Source organism: Paenalicyclobacillus macrosporangiidus (assembly GCF_900116805.1).
Taxonomy (GTDB): Bacteria; Bacillota; Bacilli; order Alicyclobacillales; family Alicyclobacillaceae; genus Alicyclobacillus_H; species Alicyclobacillus_H macrosporangiidus.
In genome coordinates this window covers 68,953-85,350 of record NZ_FPBV01000006.1, presented here as the reverse complement: position 1 = coordinate 85,350, position 16,398 = coordinate 68,953, and the positions used below count along the sequence as shown (strand labels likewise).

The window sequence follows — 16,398 nt, the reverse complement described above, 5'->3', positions numbered from 1 at the left end:
CCTATCCGAACGTCTTCCTCAACGGCCCAAACCGCTGTTCCTGCATGTGAATGACCTCTTCCACCATGCCCGGCTCGTCATGGATCCGCCGATGGCACCTGTGACACACCAGCATCAGATTCCGCGGGTCATGGACGTTCTCGAACGTATACCATGCCGCGACAAACCGACCGCGTGGGACAACGTGATGAATCTGGGTTCCGGACCTACCGCAGATCTGGCAGATATGCTGGTCACGTTCGCGGATGTACTCGCGCAGGTCTTTGGTGTAGGCCGTTGGTTTACGCGATTTAGTTGCCAAGGTACTGCGCCGTCTGAGCGGCGTCTTGCGCTGGAGTGGTGTGCGCTTCACGGTTGGCGTGCACCATCGTGTGAGCTAGCTGCACCCAAGTCGAACCCCGTTACGAGTGCTCCGTTCCATTCCATGTCGGTGCACGTCTCGATGGCTTCCATCAGGTCGTCTAGGACTGCGTTTTGGCGTTCATTCAGATTCGCACGCAACCAAGCCAAACTCTCGACAACCCGTCTTGCTGCGTTCTGGTATTTTTCAAGCGTTTCCGACGGGCCGTTTGTCTGCAGGTCGCTAATGCGACTCATTCAGCCTTCACCGCCTGAGCGTCCTTGATCATCCCGTGCTGGCGCAGCAGACGATGGATGAAGTCCATCCCTTTGGCCGTGACCAGGGTCTGTGCCTTGTTCTCAATGCCGTCATGGAAATGCGTGATGCTGTACTGGCGCACCCTGAAATAGCCTCGGTCGATGTACTCCTGATATGGCTCATTGTTGTGCCGGAGTACCTTCTGCTCGCGCAGGAACGCGAACAGTTTGTTTCGACCGATTCCAAGCGACTTTGCAATCGCGCTCATCGCCTGGGCGTTGGTGGCTTGCATAGCCACTTCGTACAGCGCCACCTTCGGGGCCTGCTCCTCCAACTGCTGCCGCATTTGCTCGGCCTCTTCGGCCGCCGCAGCCAGGGCCCGGAGTGCCTCGGGATAGGTGCGCGGGAGATTGAACCGTTCCACCAGGTCCCGTGTCTGGAGTTCCTTGCGCATCCGCTCGAACTCGGCGATGTAGCGTTCCTTGAACTCCATGGCGCGCGGGCCTGTGTATCCCATGACGAGGAGTGCAAAACCTTGTTCGGTCATGATGTACTTCGGCTTCTCACGGTTCCATTGGTCGATGTACGAGGTGAGCACGAAATTGTGCTCACGAAACTCATCGCTGCATCCAAGCTCACGAATGTCTTGCAGAACTCGCCGGTGCTCTTTTCCGAACACCGTTGCCACCGTCAGGCTGTCGGTCACCGGCCGATCCTGGTGGATGAACACGAGTTGATTCACGATATCACCTCCTCAGGCCGTATGTTCCTCGTTCCCTTTGGGAACACTGTCTGTAAAAAGATAGTCAACAGTCGACTGCAATGCGTCCGCGATGCGTTTCGCGACATGGATGGTCGACGTTCTTCGCCCGGCTTCAATGTTGGCCAGATACGCACGAGAGATATTGGCCTTTCTGGCCAGTTCCTCTTGCGTCAGGTTGAGTTGCTTTCTACGCTCGACCAACCGGGTATTGGGATTCATCTCAACCCTCCTTTCGTTCCTTAACGGAACTTGATTCTGAGAACATCATAGTTCCTAGTCGGAACTTTGTCAAGCAGTTTTGTTCCTTTATGCGACGTTTCTTTTCGGAACATATGCATGTACAATACATAGCGAGGCAGGTGGTTACCCTTGACGTCTTTCGCTCAACGGTTCAAATTGCTACGGGAAGGCCGAGGATGGACACAGGACGACATCGCTGCGAAACTTGGCGTGTCGCGCTCGACGATTGCCGGTTATGAGTCCGAAAATAAGGGGAGGGTGCCTCGGGAAGAAACCCTGATTAAAATAGCTGAGTTACTGGGATGTACAACGGATTATCTTCTTGGACGAACAGATGACCCGCACGCGTCTGCCGTCTCGGACGTCGTCGAAATGATGTCATCCGAGGAACGCCGTCTCCTTGAAACCATTCGCCAATTGCCTCCCGATAAACAGCAGCAAGTTACTCAGTTTGCTGATTTTCTAAAGTCTCAAGGCGATAAAGAGGACAAGCACACGGAGGAGTCTGCAGGGCTTGATCCTGATGATATGAACGCAGAAATCACAGAAATCGCCGCCCACATGGAAAGCGAGTACGGCATTGATGATCCAGGTTTTGTCGAGCACATACACAATGTGATCCGTCGCACATTGCGCAAATACGATGAGATGGTCGCAAAACAGAAGAATAATGGGTGAGATCTCCATGGATAGGCTTCTTGAAGTCATACAGCAAGAAGATATCTTTCTGGATTATGATCATCTGAATTATGGCGAACGCAAGCTGCATGGATTGTATTTCTACGATCATTACAGAGACAAGCCATTCATCCTCCTGGACATCCGATTGGATTTCAATCCAACCCTTCATCGATGCGTATTGGCCGAAGAACTCGGCCATTACTTCACTGTCCCGCGTTCGAAATTCACGAAACCATTCGCTTCTTATGGAGACCGTATCGAACTTAGTCGCGACGAACGGCGCGCGTTGAATTGGGCTGCGCGATTCCTCATTTCTGAGGAGTCACTGAAGGAAGCGTTGGCACAACGGTATCGATCAATCCATGAACTCGCTGAGCATCTAGGGGTAACAACTGAAATTGCCAGTATCCGTTTGCAGATGCGGAATATGTGACCATGACGGGGAGGACAGGCCCATGCAATTGGAGTACAGGAAGTATATGGGGAAGGCGGAGTTTGAAAAGGCGTTACATACATTGATGGGCATCATCGACGGCATCCGGGCAGACGAGCAGATTAATTCGATGGAAGTCGAGGAACTGCAGAACTGGTGCCTGCTTCAAAGTGCACATCAGTCGAAATATCCATTCAAAGAGATTGTGCCATTGGTCCGTGCCTCCATCGCGGATGGGATCATGACCGAAGAAGAGATCGAGGACATCCGCTGGCTTTGCAACATGTATTTATACGACAACCCATATTTCAACGTCATCACACATGACATCCAAGTACTCCATGGGATCTTGCATGGTATCTTAAGCGATGGCACGATCAACGTCCAAGAACTCAAATTTCTGAAAGAATGGCTCGACAAATCGTCATACTTGGAATCTGTCTTTCCATATGATGAAGTCTATTCCTTGGTGTTTCAGGTCCTTCGGGACGGCAAAGTTGATCCTCAAGAAGAACGACTTCTAAAGGCTTTCTTTGCCGAGTTCATAGACCTCCGGACGTCATACAATCTCAACCAGGGTGAAATCGAGGCGCTGAAGAGACAGATGAACATTAGCGGTCTATGCGCCCTGGCGCCAGATATTCAGGTGCAGGACCGGGTCTTCTGCTTCACCGGCGAGTCCGGCAGGATGAAGCGGGCCGACATCCAAAAGGTAGTGATCGAACATGGAGGCCGGTTCTCAAACAGCGTCACGGCTGACACAGACTATCTTGTGGTCGGAGACCAGGGCAACCCATGCTGGGCATTTTCATGCTATGGTCGCAAGGTAGAAAGAGCGATGCATCTCAGAAAACAGGGCCACAGGATCCTGATCGTCCACGAAGTGGACTTTTGGGATGCCTTGGCATAATCACATTGGAAAATCATTAAGGGGGCTCAAGGGTTATGAAACTCCGCTTGGTGTATATGTCGCTGGCAGCGCTGATGATGGTAGCTGGGTGCGGAGGATCGCAGCATCTGTCTAATTCGACGTCGTCCACCATATCTAATCAAGCATCGCCGTCGACCAGTCAATCAAATTCCACTGCCCCAACCAGTACCCAGTCTAATGCCGAAGTCACTCAGACTATACCACCGTCGCATCAGAACACATGGAACGTCAATGACATCGATGTCGCCACCAATGGAAATATTGATATAGCGATCTCGAAATTGAAGGATGTTTCCGCTAGCGATGTAAAGAAACAGGCACAAGCAGCGAAACCAGGCGACGTCATGAAGGCTCCATGGAAATACTATGGAAAGATCGTGAAGTTAAGCGGGCAAGTTGGTATCGCTCAAGAATATGCCCCTGGAAGCGATATTTCGCAGGCTTTTGGTGGTGGTGAAGTTGGAGAGCTTGTGATTGGCACGGAAGATATGACGTTCATCGACTATATGAATATCGGATCGACAGGTGACGTCAATGTTGGGGATATGGTCACGGTATATGGGTATCCTGTCGGTCAGGTCCAGGCCGATAATAAGCTCGGCGGAAAGACTGCCGAATTGGCGATAATCGGCAAACTGGTGGAGAAGCAGCAGGGGCAGCAGTAAAAAGCGACTTAAGGTGGTGCCAAATCTGTGACCGTCGCCTTGTATTGCCGTGTGTCCACTGATGAACAGGCGACACACGGTTTTTCGCTTGAAGCACAGAAAGATCGACTCATCGCATACTGCCAGAGCCAAGGCTGGCAGGACTATGAGGTGTACTCCGACGATGGGTATTCCGGAACAAACCTGGAACGCCCTGCCTTGCGGCGCCTTATACGTCACATCGAGAGCGGCCTAATCCAGAGCGTGGTCGTGTACCGCTTGGATCGCCTCAGCCGCCGGCAGAGGCATGTACTGTACCTGCTCGAAGAGGTATTTGAACGGCACGGCGTAGCCTTCAAAAGCGCCACGGAGCCCTTTGACACTTCGACGCCACTCGGCAAGGCGATGATCGGCATCCTCGCGGTGTTCGCGCAATTGGAGCGCGAAACCATCATCGAACGGACGAAAGAAGGCCACCACAAACGCGCTCGCCAAGGTCTATGGGGCGGGGGCCCGCAACCGTTCGGATACCGGTGGAACAAAGAGGCCGGACGGCTCGAAGTCGTACCATCCGAAGCGCGCATCGTGAGAGAGATGTTCCGGCGTTTTTTACAGGGAGCATCGCTGGTGGAGATCGCAGATTGGGCGGAGTCACAGTACCCCAATCGCTGGTGGGACCACAATGTGGCCAAAGCAATGTTACAGCGGCCCATCTATGCTGGTCACGTGCACTATGGCACCGCAAAAGCCAAAGGAAATCATGAGCCTATCATCGATGAGGTCACTTTCCAGAGTGCGCAAAGGGAGATGAAGCGTCGCGATGGTCTCCTTCCTGCGCGCGGCGAATATCTGCTCAGCGGCCTTCTGCGGTGCGGCGAATGTGGCGAGCCAGTGGTCCATCATCACGTGCATCGTACACGTGGAATACCAAAGGTCCACGATTATTACGTGTGCGCTCGAAAACACAAAGGATCTGGTTACCGTAAGCTAGGGGGGCCTTGTCCATCACGTCACATACCCATGGATCCACTGGATGATCAAGTGACGCAATTGGTCCGGTCTATCGCGACTTCGCCGGAGGATTTGATCTCGCAAGCAGACGAACCGGAGGCTGAATACGAAATCGCGGCCTTGGAAGCTGAATTGGCATCAGTGGAACGCAAGTTGCGAAGGTGGTATGACGCCTTTGAAGAAGAGGCGATTGACGCGCGGGAACTGCGCCGTCGCGTTGCCGATTTGGAGCGTGAACGCGGGCGCATCGAACTCGCCCTGGACGAAGCCCGAGAACGGATGCGGCGCCCAGACCCGGAACCGATACTTGATGCATTTCATGCCATCCGCGATGCGTGGGATGATATGGAACTGTCAGAGAAAAAGACGGTGTTGCGGGCGACCATCCGGCAGATCCTCGTATTTAGGGACGGGTCATTCCGCATCGAATGGAACCTATAGTGTTGCACCTTTCGGTATATCGTTGAAACCAGCTACCATCGGAATACGGCCGCGGGCAACCTGCGGCGGCTGCTCGCGGGCGCCGGTCCGTCCGACGACATGCTGGTACTGATGACCATCGAGTGCTTCGTCGAGGCCAGGGAACACGACAAGCGGGCCGAACAGGCGTTGACGTCCATCCGCGCCGGGTCCGCGGCCGACGAGCGGTGGATCCAGGCGGCGGAAAAATGGCACTTCCGCCGCCGCCACGCGCTGCGCAGGGCCAAGCGGCTGTTGAAACAAGCCGTGCCTCCGGAGACCTGGGCGAAAGGCGTGGCGTTGGCGGAATAACCCCCCGGCGCAGGGGCCGGATGCGCATGGTGACCCCTGGCGACCCCGGGAGGATGCCAGCCCCCCGGTGCGCGCCTAACGCCCGGCTTGCCCCAGGACCTCGGAGGCCGTCCGGATGAGCCGGGCGATGCTGCGCGCCGCTTGGTACACCAAGGCCTCGGCGTCCGCCATCGCCTCCTCGACGGCCATCGGCCGCGGGACCGCGGCGTGGATGCTGACGAAATGCTCCAGCAGCCGTTCACATCCCGCCCCAAGGCCGCCTGACAACAGGATGGGCCGCGCCCCCGCGTCACGCGCCAGGCGGGCGACGTAGTACGGCACCTTGCCGTGCAGCGTCTGGGCGTCGCTCTGCCCTTCGCCGGTGATCACCCAATCGCCCGGCCGGACCGCCTGGGTCAGCCCGATGGTCTCGGCCACGAGGGCCGCCCCCGAGGACAGTCGCCCGCCCATGGCCATGAGGGCGAAGCCGAGGCCGCCTGCCGCCCCCGCGCCCGGCACCTCCGCCAGACGCCTGTCCGTCGCCGCCTCGACCAACGCCGACCAGCGGCCGAGCGCCGCGTCAAGGCGGGCCACCATCTCCGGCGTGGCGCCCTTCTGCGGGCCAAACACCGCCGACGCCCCGCGCGGGCCGCACAGCGGGTTGTCGACGTCGCTCGCGACCCGAATCTCCGCTTCGGCCAGGCGCGGATCGAGCCCGCTCCAGTCGACCGCCGCCACCCGGTCCAGGCTTCCGCCCACCGGCTCGACGGGCAACCCCGCGGCGTCCAGGAAGCGCACGCCGAGCGCCGAGAGCATCCCCATGCCGCCGTCGTTCGTCGCGCTGCCGCCGAGCCCGACGATGAACCGGCGGAATCCGGCGTCCAGGGCGGCGCGCATCAGCTCCCCGAGTCCTCGCGACGACGTGTGCAGCGGATTTCTTCGATCCGCCGGCACCATCGGCAACCCGGCCACATTCGCGACCTCCAGCACCGCCGTCCGCCCGTCCCCCAGCTCGCCGAAAGCCGTGTCCACCGGCTCCAGCAGCGGACCGGACGCCCGCATCCCGTGCAACCGGCCGCCCGTGGCCGCCACCAGCGCGTCGACCGTCCCCTCCCCGCCGTCCGCCATCGGAAACACCCGCACCGCGGCGTCCGGGATCTCTGCCTGGACGGCACGCGCGATGGCCTGACCCACCGCCGCGGCCGACAGGCTGCCCTTATATGAATCGGGCGCCACCACAAACCGCATCCCGCACAACCTCCCCCAGACGGGCCCCCGGCCCGGATGTCACGGTTCGTAGATCATCTTCTTGGTCATCCCGCCGTCCACCACCAGGTTCTCGCCGGTGATGAATCCGTTGTCCGGGTCGGCGAGAAACAGGCAGGCGCGCGCGATGTCCTGCGGCCTCCCCACCCGGCCCGACGGATGCTGCGCGTGATCCACCGGGCGAAGCGCCCCGTAATCCCCCGTCTCAATCCACCCCGGACTGATGGCGTTCACCCGAATGCCATACGGCCCGAGGGACACCGCCAGAGCGTGCGTGAGCGCCACCACCCCGCCCTTGGAGGCAGCGTACGCCTCGCTGTCCGGTTCCGACATCAAAGCCCTGGTCGAGGCGATGTTGACGATGGCGCCCTGGCCGCGCATCCGGCGAGCCGCCTCGCGCGCGCACAGGAACACCCCGCGCAGGTTGATGTTCAGCACCTCGTCCCACTCGTCGACCGTGAGCTCCAGCGGCGATTTCCAACGGGAGACCCCCGCGTTGTTGATCAACGTGTCGATCCGCCCGTACGCCTCCACCGCCGCGTCCATCAGCCGCACGACGTCCTCGGGCTTCGCCACGTCCGCCGTCACCGCGGCGACCTCGGCCCCCGCCCGGCGCAGGTCCGCCGCCGCGCGCTCCAGTGCCTCCACATCCCGGTCCGCCATCACCACGCGCCCGCCGGCCGCCGCGAACGCCTCCGCGATGGCGCGTCCGATGCCGCGGGCCGCACCCGTGACCACAACCACGCGCCCTTCATGTCCCATTCTGCCGACGCCTCCTCGTCTCTGCTGTTATTATCCCGTCCCCGCAGGGCGGACACAATCCCGTGAGGCCTGCCCGCGCAAGGGAGAACTCCGCGTGCCGTGTCTGGTCAGGCGTCCATTGTCATGCTATTGTAATGGTTACTTGGATTCGAAAGCGGCTCCGTGTGCCTGCCGGATCCCCGCAGGCACGCGACCGGGCCCGGCTTACCGTCAGCGAGCAAAGGAGCGGTGGGTTTTGAACGTCATTGAATTTCGCGATATCGTCTGGCGCCGCGGTACCGACACCATCCTGCAGCACGTCGACTGGACGGTGGCGCAGGACCAGCACTGGGCCATCATCGGGTGCAACGGCTCCGGAAAGACCTCCCTGCTGCGCATGTTGTGCGGCTATATCTGGCCGACCTCCGGCACCATCACCGTGCTCGGCCACCGTTTCGGAACGGTCGACCTGCGCGAGCTGCGCAAGTCCATCGGTTTGGTGAGCTCCGCCTTCCAGGAGCAGCTACAGTCGTTCCATCCGCGGGAGACGGCCCTGGACGTGGTGCTGAGCGGGAAGTTCTCCACCATCGGAGTGTACGACGAAGTGTATGAAGACGACGTCGATCGCGCAGCCGACCTGCTCGCCCGCTTCGGCGCGGCCGACCTGGCAGACCGGACATTCAACACCCTGTCCCAAGGGGAGAAACAGCGCGTGTTGCTCGCCCGGGCGTGGATGGGCCGGCCCCGCATCCTCATCCTCGACGAACCCTGTACCGGCCTCGACGTCCTCGCCCGCGAACACCTCCTGCAGGCCATCCAGGTCCTCGGTCAGTCGGAGGATGCCCCGACCCTTCTGTACGTCACCCACCATATCGAGGAGCTTTTGCCCCTGTTCTCCCACGTGTTGCTGCTCAAACACGGGCGCGTGGTCGCCAGCGGCGAGAAACCGCGCGTCGTCACGGAACCGTTGTTGTCCGAGGCGTTTTCCATCCCGGTCGAGATCACGTGGCAGGATGACCGGCCGTGGCTCCGCGTGGCGTCGGGCGCCGGCGTGATGGGAGCCGGTGCGGCGTCCGGTTGAGATCCCCGAGGCCATCCCCCAGCCGGGCCGGAGGGAGGCGGGAGCTCACCGCTCCCGCCGGCGCGCCCGAACTTTGAGAAAGATGTACAGCCCCACGAGGACGACGGCGATGACCGCCGCCACGGCCGAGTACTGGTAGATGAGATGGTGGTACCGGGCCCACTGCATTTCGATGGAGCGGCCGAGGATGATGAAGGTGGCCGCCCAGACCAACGCCGCCGCCACCGTGTAGACGGTGAACAACAGCAGCGGCATGCGGTTCATGCCCGCGATGTACGGGACGAGGATGCGGATCCCGGCGATGAACTTGGAGAAGAGGACCACCGTGGCCTGGTACTTCTCAAACGTGGCCGTGGCCTTGTCCAAGCGCTTGGGCGTGATGCCCACGTAGCGGCCATAGCGCAGGATCACCGGCCGCCCGAGGTAACGACCAATCAGGTACGCCACCAGCGACCCGACGATGTTCCCGATGCTGGCCGCGAGCAGCAGGGGCAGCAGCGCGAACACCCCGTTGGACCACGCGATGCCGGAGATGGTCAGCGTGGTCTCGGCAGGAAACGGAATCCCGATGGGCTCCAGGAGCAAGATCAGAAACACGCCCGCGTATCCATAGTGTTGCAGCAGACTTTGGACGTCGAAGTCCATCTCCATCTCCTCTCGTCGGCAGACCCGCGCCAGGTGGCAGGGGGCTCCGCGAAGTCCCCGGCGCCGATGGCGCCCTGTGCGAGCCGTCGGGCGTGTTTGCCCGCTGCGCCATTGCGCATTCGCCCCCAGTGTATCGAAAATTGGGGCAGTGCGCCACGCGCACCGGCCTGCCGGCGCGCAGTGTTCACCGAACTGTGACGTTTTGCCCGCCGCCCGGGCGGTCCCCCTGCCGCGCCCCCTGGTGAACGGGCAGCCACACCGTGAACCGGCTCCCCTGTCCGACCTGGCTCTCCACTTCAATGCGCCCGCTGTGCGCCTCGACGATGTGCTTGGCGATGGCGAGCCCGAGCCCCGTGCCGCCGGACCTGCGATCCCGCGCCTTGTCCACGCGGTAGAACCGCTCGAAGATGCGGGAGAGGTCCGCCTCGGGGATGCCGATCCCGGTGTCCTCCACATGCACCAACGCCCAGCCGTCGGCCTCCTCCGCGCGCAGCCGGACGAAGCCGCGAGTCGGCGTGTACGCGATGGCGTTGGCCACCAGGTTGTCCAACACCTGCTGGATGCGCTCCGGCGCCACCTCCGCCCAAACCGGACGGGGCAAGTCCAATTGCAGATCCACCCCGCCCGCCTCCGCCTGGAGCCTCAGCCGCTCCGCGCTCGAACGCGCCAGCGCGGCCACGTCGGCCCGCTCGAAGCGCATCACCGTGTGCCCGGACTCAATCTTCGACAGATCCAACAGGTCGCGCACCAGGCGGTTCAGGCGCACGGCCTCGTCGTGGATGACCGTCAGGAATTCGCGCGCCACGTCGGGGTCCGCCAACGCCCCGTCGAGCAGCGTCTCCGTGAACCCTTGAATGGCCGTCATCGGGGTGCGCAGCTCGTGCGACACGTTGGCGACGAATTCGCTGCGCATGCGTTCCAGACGCCGCCAGGAGGTCACATCGTGGGCCACGATGACCACCGCCTCGACCGCCCCCTGCTCGCCCCGCAGCGGGCGCAGGGCGACGTCGGCCCTCGCCTCCTTGGCCCTGCCCCCAGCGACCTCAAGCCGGGCGCTTTCCCCTGTGGCGAGCGCGTGATCGACCGCCCGCACCACCGCCTCGTCCGCCACCACGTCCGCGTGCAGCTTTCCCGCCACCGCGTCCGCCGACGGCGCCAACAGGCGCATCGCCGCCTCGTTGGCGAGCAGTACCCGCCCGGCGCGGTCGACGACCATCACCCCGGCCGTCATGTGCTCGATCACGCTGGCCAAAGTCACCTGCTCGCGGTGCAAACGGGCCCGCTGTTCCTCGACCCGCTCCGCCAACCGGTGAATGGCGGCACCCAGTTCGGCCCACTCGCCCACACCGGCGTCGCGGATCCGGGCACCGGCCTCGCCCGCCTCGATGCGCTCCGCCACGGTCGCGAGGAGCCGGATGCGCAAGGACAGCCGGCGGGATCGCCGGTACGCGTACGCCGTCGCCAGCAGCCACAGCCCCAACATCCCCCCGCCGTACAGCGCCCACTGGTGGATGAGGTGGCGCGCCCTGGGCGTCGCGGGGAGCGTCATCCGCACCGCCCCCGCCACCCGGCCGTCCGCCGCCCGGATGGGCTCCGCTGCCACCCACGCCGAGCCGGTGCCGCCCACTTCCCGGACCCTGCCTGCCGTCTCCCGGCCGGACAGGGCGGACCGCACGTCCGCCGGCAACGCTGCCCGGCCGCCCTCAGCCCCGGAGCCCCACGCGGCCACCCGGCGTCCCGCGAGATCGTACACCGCCACCTGCACGGGCAGCCCGCCGGACAACCCCGGCCACCCGGCCAGCACCGCCGTCCACCTGGCCTGTCCCGCCTGGCCCAGGGCCAGTGCCAATCCGCGCGCGCCCGCCGTCAACGCGGCCATATCGCCGTCGCGCTGCTCGCGTTCGAAGAAGGCCAAGGCCCACAGGCTCGCGAGCAGCAGCAGGGCCGCCGCAGCGCCTGCCGCAACCGCCGTGACCCGGATGCGGACCCCGCTCATCCGGCGGCTCACCTCGGCCGCCCCGCCAACTTGTACCCCACCCCGCGAACCGTCTGGATGAAGGCCGGACGCCTCGGGTCCTCCTCCAGTTTGTCCCGCAGGTGGGACACGTGCACGTCCACGATGCGCGAGTCTCCCGTGAACGCGTACCCCCAGACGTCGTTGAGCAACTGCTCCCGCGACAGGACCTGCCCCGCATGGCGGATGAGGTGCAGGAGCAGATCGAACTCGCGCGTGGTGAGTTCCACCCGCCGTTCGCCCACGTACACCTCCCGCTCCCGTTCCAGCACGCGCAGGGGACCCACCTGGTGGACGCCCCCCTCCTCGCCGTCGCCGGGACCTCGCCCCGCGGACGCGCGGCGCAGCACCGCCTTGACGCGCGCCGTCAATTCGCGCGGTGAAAACGGCTTGGTGACGTAGTCGTCCGCCCCCATCTCGAGCCCGACGACGCGGTCTATTTCGTCGTCCCGCGCGGTCAGCATGATGATGCCGGGCCGCTCGCCGCGCGAGCGCAGCCGGCGGCACACCTCCATGCCGTCAAGCCCGGGAAGCATCCAGTCGAGCACCACCAGATCGGGATCCATCTCTTCCACCTTCGCCAGGGCGTCCCAGCCGTCGCTGGCCGTCTCAACCTCGTATCCCGCCTGACGCAGGTTGTACGCGACCAGTTGGACTATCGTCGCCTCATCATCGACCACCAACACCTTGGCGCTCATCGTCCACACCTCCGGCGCAGTCCACCCGTCCGCCGTGAACGCTCGGGCAGCCGTCGTCCTGAATGTAACACATCCAGGCGCGTCGGCAACGCTTCGCTCCCGTGGGTCTCCTGGATGCCGGGATACCGGGCAACGCCTTTACAAAAACTTAATAAAGCGTCCACATCGGCTTTACAAATCTGACGTACGCTCAATATGCACATCTGCGGCCCTGTGCAAAGATGTGGCCGCGCATCCGTACCGCCGTGACAGAGGAGGCCTTATCCTGTGCCCAAACGCAGTGAGCAGTTGTTCCGCTTTCTCGTCGACATCGCCGAGAATTTGCACGACACCGCCCGGTACTTCGCCGACGGCCTGAAGGAACTCGACCGTTTGGATGAGTTCACGCAGCGATTGAAGGACTTCGAGCACCGCGGGGACGAGTTGACCAGCGGGCTGGTCACCCTGCTCAACGCGACCTACATCACGCCCCTGGAACGGGAGGATTTCCTCGAGCTGGCCGTCTCCATGGACGACATCGTCGACGGCCTGGAGGCTTGCGCCGTGCGCTTCGGAGTCTATCAGATCACGGAAGCCACGCCGGTCATGCACGAGTTCGCGCAGAACATCCTGCAGTGCGTGGAGGAGATCCGCGGTGCGATGGACCGGCTGTTCCAGCGCCGGCTCAAGGACCTGCGCGAATACACGGTGAAGATCAACCAGCTGGAAAAGGCGGGGGACGCCGTGTTGCGCAATGCCCTGCGCGATCTGTTCGGCAAAGGCCGCTACGACGTCCTCGACGTCATCAAACTCAAGGAGATCTACGAGACGCTCGAGAACGTCACCGATCGCTGCGAGGATGTGGCCGATGTGCTCGATTCCATCACGGTGAAGAACGCGTGAAGAAGGTGGATGCATGATCACCTTGATTGTCATCATCGTCCTGTTGGCGCTGGCGTTTGATTACACGAACGGCTTTCACGACACCGCCAACGCCATCGCCACCACCGTCTCCACGCGCGCACTGTCGCCGAGGCGCGCCGTCCTGATGGCCGGGGCTCTGAATCTCATCGGCGCGTTGACCTTCACGGGGGTCGCCAAGACCATTGGCGGAAAAATTGCCGATCCGCTGCACATCGAACACGGGATGTGGATTGTGTTGGCGGCCCTCATCGCAGCCATCAGCTGGAACCTGTTCACCTGGTATTTCGGAATCCCCAGCTCGTCGTCGCACGCCCTCATCGGCGGCCTGACAGGGGCGGTCATCGGCGCGGCCGGCTGGCGGGCGGTGAACGCCGCGGGATTTACGTCCATCCTCGAGGCACTCGTCATCTCGCCCATCAGCGCGCTCCTGCTGGGATACGTCCTGATGTGGATCCTGCGGCTGTTGTTCGGCAATACCTCGCCGCACAAGGTGAACCGGGGATTTCGGTTCCTGCAGATCTTCTCGGCCGCCTTCCAGGCATTCACCCACGGCACCAATGACGCGCAGAAGACCATGGGCATCATCACGTTCGCCCTCATCGCGGGCGGATTTCAGTCCGACATGCACATCCCCCTGTGGGTGAAGGTGCTGTGCGCCATCGCCATGGGTGCCGGCACGGCCAGTGGCGGCTGGCGGATCATCAAGACGGTCGGATCGAAGATCATCAAACTGGAGCCCATCAACGGCTTCGCGTCCGATCTGACATCGGCCACGGTCATCCTGACCGCGACGCTGCTCAAGTTGCCGGTGTCCTCCACGCACGTCATCTCGTCGGCCATCATGGGAACCGGGGCGGCGAAGCGGTTCCGGCAGGTCAACTGGGGTGTCGCGTTGAACATCGTGATCGCCTGGGTGTTGACCATTCCCATCAGCGGCCTGTTGGCGGCTCTCTTGGCCAAAGCGATTCTCTGGATTGTCACGCTATGACCATGCCTCCCCCTGTCCCCTCCTGATACAATGGGGACGGGGGTGTTGTCGTGAACGTGACGGAAGCGTTTTGCCAAGTCCTGTCGACCCTGTCGGCGTCTTACGAGGTCCCTGACATCCTGCTTCCCTCGTCCGATCTCATCTTCATTCTCGAATCCCCTCACGTCCAGGAGCTGAAATTTGGCGCGCCGGTCTCGGGACCCTCGGGCGCCACCATGACCAAGCACCTGTTCGGGGAGCGATACGCCCGGTTTCCGCTTGGGCGGCTGGTGAAGAAAAACGCCGACGAAGCGAAGAACCGGCCCCGCCTCAACCGGATCGGCCTCATGAACGTGTGCAACATCCCGATGCAGGCCAGCGCCTATCCGGATCCCGACGTCCGCCGGGAACACCGGGTATGGCTCGATGCGCTCATGTACATACGCAGCAACAATCAGCGGGATACCTACCCGAATCCTCTGTACAACGAGGTGCAGGCGGTGCTCGTCGCCGGGCTGCGGAAAAAGCTCGAGCGACTGCAGGACCGGCCCTTGACCCTGGTGCCATGCGGCCGCTTCGCGCAGAAGTTCTTCCGCCTCGCCGCGGTGGACAGCCCTCATTGGCAGGTGATTGACGGCGTCCCGCACCCATCCTATAACTCGTGGGACCGGCCCCAGTACCGCGAGGTCGTGGAGCGCGTCCGGCGGGTCCTGGGCGATCCGCCGGAGGAGGCGATTTTCCACGGTTCGGGTATTCATGCCAGCGGGGGCGGCCATCCTGGAACTGAGGTGGGATGACAGGAACCGGCAAACCACGTCCACCTGGCTCGTGATTTGTCTTAGAATGACGAGTAGGAGGCGATAGCATGCGCATCGCAATCTTTTCCGAGACCTTCCTGCCGGGTACGGACGGGGTGGTCACCCGCCTGTGCAACACGCTGGATCACCTGGCGAAAGAACACCACGACATCCTCTTGTTTGCCCCCAAAGGCGCGCCGGAGTCCTACGGCCCCGCGCGGGTGGTCGGGGTGCCCTCGTTCACCTTCGCCCTCTATCCCGAGAAGAAGTTCGCGCGGCCCTGGCCACGGGTGGGCAAGATCCTGAAGGCGTTCCAGCCGGACCTCATCCACTCGGTCAATCCCGGTTTCCTCGGACCCGCGGCGATCTATTACGCACGGCGTCTGCGCGTGCCGCTGATTGCCTCCTACCACACGCACATCCCGAGCTACGCCCGTTACTACAAATTGGACTGGCTCGAGCCGTTCCTGTGGTGGCTGTTCCGGACCATGCACAATCAGGCGCAGATCAACCTGTGCACGTCGGAGGCGACGTTGGAGACGTTGAAGGCCCATGGCTTTCGCAATCTTGAATTGTGGGAACGCGGCGTGGATCTTCGCCTGTTCTCCCCATCCAAGCGGTCGGACGCCATGCGCGCCCGCCTGTTGGGCGGCGCCGACCCCAACCGGAAGGTGCTCCTCTACGTCGGGCGCCTCGCATCCGAGAAGGGGCTTGAGCGGCTGCGGCCGTGTCTCGACCGGCTGCCCGATGTCCACCTGGCCCTGGTCGGCGACGGCCCGCACCGAGCCGAGCTGGAGCGGGTCTTCGCCGGAAGCAACACCACGTTCACGGGCTACCTGTTCGGCGAGGAGTTGGCGCAGGCCTACGCGTCGGCCGACGCCTTCATCTTCCCGTCGACGACGGAAACCTTGGGGCTCGTGATGTACGAGGCGATGGCGTCCGGCCTGCCGGTGATGGCCGCCGACAGCCCGGCCACGCGCGAGGTGCTGCTGCACGGCGAGGCGGGATGGTTGTTCAACCCGCTCGACACGGCGTCCATCCTCGGCGCCATCGAGGATTGGCTCGGCGATGCGGGCAAACGGGAGCGCATCGCGCAGCGCGGTCTGGAAGTGGCGTCCAAACTGGACTGGAGCGGCCCGACGAAGCAGCTCATTCACCATTACTACCGCCTGTTCCAGGCGCAGCAACAGGAGCTGACCGCGGATGTCAGCTGATCCGCGACGGAGGTGACCGGC

The 16,398-nt window shown here is 62.4% G+C and carries 20 protein-coding genes; 11 read left to right on the top strand and 9 right to left on the bottom strand.

Going from position 1 to position 16,398, the window contains the following annotated elements; genetic code table 11:
* Window position 1 precedes the first annotated feature (1 nt).
* The 4 genes from BM357_RS20665 to BM357_RS06960 are packed head-to-tail and all read right to left on the bottom strand — an operon-like array spanning window position 2 to window position 1,580.
* Window positions 2–352: an HNH endonuclease gene (locus BM357_RS20665; RefSeq protein ID WP_074950993.1), complete on the bottom strand. Its 351-nt coding sequence runs from the start codon at window positions 350–352 to the stop codon at window positions 2–4.
* Window positions 349–597 carry a DUF6809 family protein gene (locus BM357_RS20660; RefSeq protein WP_074950991.1) on the bottom strand — a complete coding sequence of 83 codons (249 nt, stop codon included), beginning with the start codon at window positions 595–597 and terminating at the stop codon, window positions 349–351. The genes BM357_RS20665 and BM357_RS20660 overlap by 4 nt, the downstream gene beginning before the upstream one ends.
* Complete coding sequence (locus BM357_RS19770; protein WP_074950989.1) at window positions 594–1,340, bottom strand: Rha family transcriptional regulator; 747 nt, start codon at window positions 1,338–1,340, stop codon at window positions 594–596. Before BM357_RS19770 ends, BM357_RS20660 begins: the two co-directional genes overlap by 4 nt.
* Window positions 1,341–1,352: 12 nt before the next feature.
* Window positions 1,353–1,580 carry a helix-turn-helix transcriptional regulator gene (locus BM357_RS06960; RefSeq protein ID WP_074950987.1) on the bottom strand — a complete coding sequence of 76 codons (228 nt, stop codon included), beginning with the start codon at window positions 1,578–1,580 and terminating at the stop codon, window positions 1,353–1,355.
* A gap of 150 nt (window positions 1,581–1,730) precedes the next feature.
* Between BM357_RS06960 and BM357_RS06955 the strand changes: the two genes are divergently transcribed.
* The 6 genes from BM357_RS06955 (at window position 1,731) to BM357_RS06930 (ending at window position 6,072) form a co-directional block, all read left to right on the top strand.
* The gene (locus BM357_RS06955; RefSeq protein ID WP_074950985.1) at window positions 1,731–2,279 is read left to right on the top strand and encodes a helix-turn-helix domain-containing protein; all 549 of its coding nucleotides are present in this window, start codon (window positions 1,731–1,733) and stop codon (window positions 2,277–2,279) included.
* Window positions 2,280–2,286: 7 nt separating this feature from the next.
* Complete coding sequence (locus tag BM357_RS06950) at window positions 2,287–2,715, top strand: ImmA/IrrE family metallo-endopeptidase (protein WP_175511472.1); 429 nt, start codon at window positions 2,287–2,289, stop codon at window positions 2,713–2,715.
* A 22-nt stretch (window positions 2,716–2,737) separates the two neighbouring features.
* Window positions 2,738–3,625: a BRCT domain-containing protein gene (locus BM357_RS06945; RefSeq protein WP_074950981.1), complete on the top strand. Its 888-nt coding sequence runs from the start codon at window positions 2,738–2,740 to the stop codon at window positions 3,623–3,625.
* A gap of 35 nt (window positions 3,626–3,660) precedes the next feature.
* A complete protein-coding gene (locus tag BM357_RS06940) occupies window positions 3,661–4,311 on the top strand; it encodes a hypothetical protein (protein ID WP_074950979.1) in 651 nt (216 codons plus the stop codon).
* 27 nt (window positions 4,312–4,338) lie between these two features.
* On the top strand, window positions 4,339–5,742 hold the full coding sequence (locus BM357_RS06935) for a recombinase family protein (protein WP_074950977.1): 1,404 nt from the start codon (window positions 4,339–4,341) through the stop codon (window positions 5,740–5,742).
* A gap of 99 nt (window positions 5,743–5,841) precedes the next feature.
* Window positions 5,842–6,072, top strand: a complete 231-nt coding sequence (locus BM357_RS06930) for a hypothetical protein (protein WP_074950975.1) — start codon at window positions 5,842–5,844, stop codon at window positions 6,070–6,072.
* Window positions 6,073–6,147: 75 nt separating this feature from the next.
* On the opposite strand, the gene BM357_RS06925 is transcribed toward BM357_RS06930, so the two are convergent.
* Window positions 6,148–7,299, bottom strand: coding sequence for a glycerate kinase (locus BM357_RS06925; RefSeq protein ID WP_074950973.1), 1,152 nt, complete (start codon window positions 7,297–7,299; stop codon window positions 6,148–6,150).
* A 39-nt stretch (window positions 7,300–7,338) separates the two neighbouring features.
* Window positions 7,339–8,079 carry an SDR family NAD(P)-dependent oxidoreductase gene (locus BM357_RS06920; RefSeq protein WP_074950971.1) on the bottom strand — a complete coding sequence of 247 codons (741 nt, stop codon included), beginning with the start codon at window positions 8,077–8,079 and terminating at the stop codon, window positions 7,339–7,341.
* Window positions 8,080–8,314: 235 nt separating this feature from the next.
* Between BM357_RS06920 and BM357_RS06915 the strand changes: the two genes are divergently transcribed.
* Complete coding sequence (locus BM357_RS06915) at window positions 8,315–9,139, top strand: ABC transporter ATP-binding protein (RefSeq protein ID WP_074950969.1); 825 nt, start codon at window positions 8,315–8,317, stop codon at window positions 9,137–9,139.
* A gap of 45 nt (window positions 9,140–9,184) precedes the next feature.
* Here BM357_RS06915 and BM357_RS06910 read toward each other — a convergent pair whose 3' ends face one another.
* The 3 genes from BM357_RS06910 to BM357_RS06900 form a co-directional block, all read right to left on the bottom strand.
* On the bottom strand, window positions 9,185–9,784 hold the full coding sequence (locus BM357_RS06910; protein WP_074950968.1) for a DedA family protein: 600 nt from the start codon (window positions 9,782–9,784) through the stop codon (window positions 9,185–9,187).
* A gap of 184 nt (window positions 9,785–9,968) precedes the next feature.
* Window positions 9,969–11,780 (bottom strand): two-component system histidine kinase PnpS, encoded by a 1,812-nt coding sequence (gene pnpS, locus BM357_RS06905; RefSeq protein WP_074950966.1) that lies wholly within the window; start codon window positions 11,778–11,780, stop codon window positions 9,969–9,971.
* Between the two features lie 8 nt (window positions 11,781–11,788).
* Window positions 11,789–12,496: a response regulator transcription factor gene (locus BM357_RS06900; protein WP_074950964.1), complete on the bottom strand. Its 708-nt coding sequence runs from the start codon at window positions 12,494–12,496 to the stop codon at window positions 11,789–11,791.
* A 267-nt stretch (window positions 12,497–12,763) separates the two neighbouring features.
* Here BM357_RS06900 and BM357_RS06895 point away from each other — a divergent pair, with 267 nt between their 5' ends.
* The 4 genes from BM357_RS06895 (at window position 12,764) to BM357_RS06880 (ending at window position 16,377) form a co-directional block, all read left to right on the top strand.
* The gene (locus BM357_RS06895) at window positions 12,764–13,378 is read left to right on the top strand and encodes a DUF47 domain-containing protein (RefSeq protein WP_074950962.1); all 615 of its coding nucleotides are present in this window, start codon (window positions 12,764–12,766) and stop codon (window positions 13,376–13,378) included.
* Window positions 13,379–13,391: 13 nt separating this feature from the next.
* The gene (locus BM357_RS06890) at window positions 13,392–14,387 is read left to right on the top strand and encodes an inorganic phosphate transporter (protein ID WP_074950960.1); all 996 of its coding nucleotides are present in this window, start codon (window positions 13,392–13,394) and stop codon (window positions 14,385–14,387) included.
* A gap of 50 nt (window positions 14,388–14,437) precedes the next feature.
* Complete coding sequence (locus BM357_RS06885) at window positions 14,438–15,163, top strand: hypothetical protein (protein ID WP_074950959.1); 726 nt, start codon at window positions 14,438–14,440, stop codon at window positions 15,161–15,163.
* A gap of 68 nt (window positions 15,164–15,231) precedes the next feature.
* Window positions 15,232–16,377 carry a glycosyltransferase family 4 protein gene (locus BM357_RS06880; protein WP_074950957.1) on the top strand — a complete coding sequence of 382 codons (1,146 nt, stop codon included), beginning with the start codon at window positions 15,232–15,234 and terminating at the stop codon, window positions 16,375–16,377.
* The last annotated feature ends 21 nt before the right edge of the window (window positions 16,378–16,398 follow it).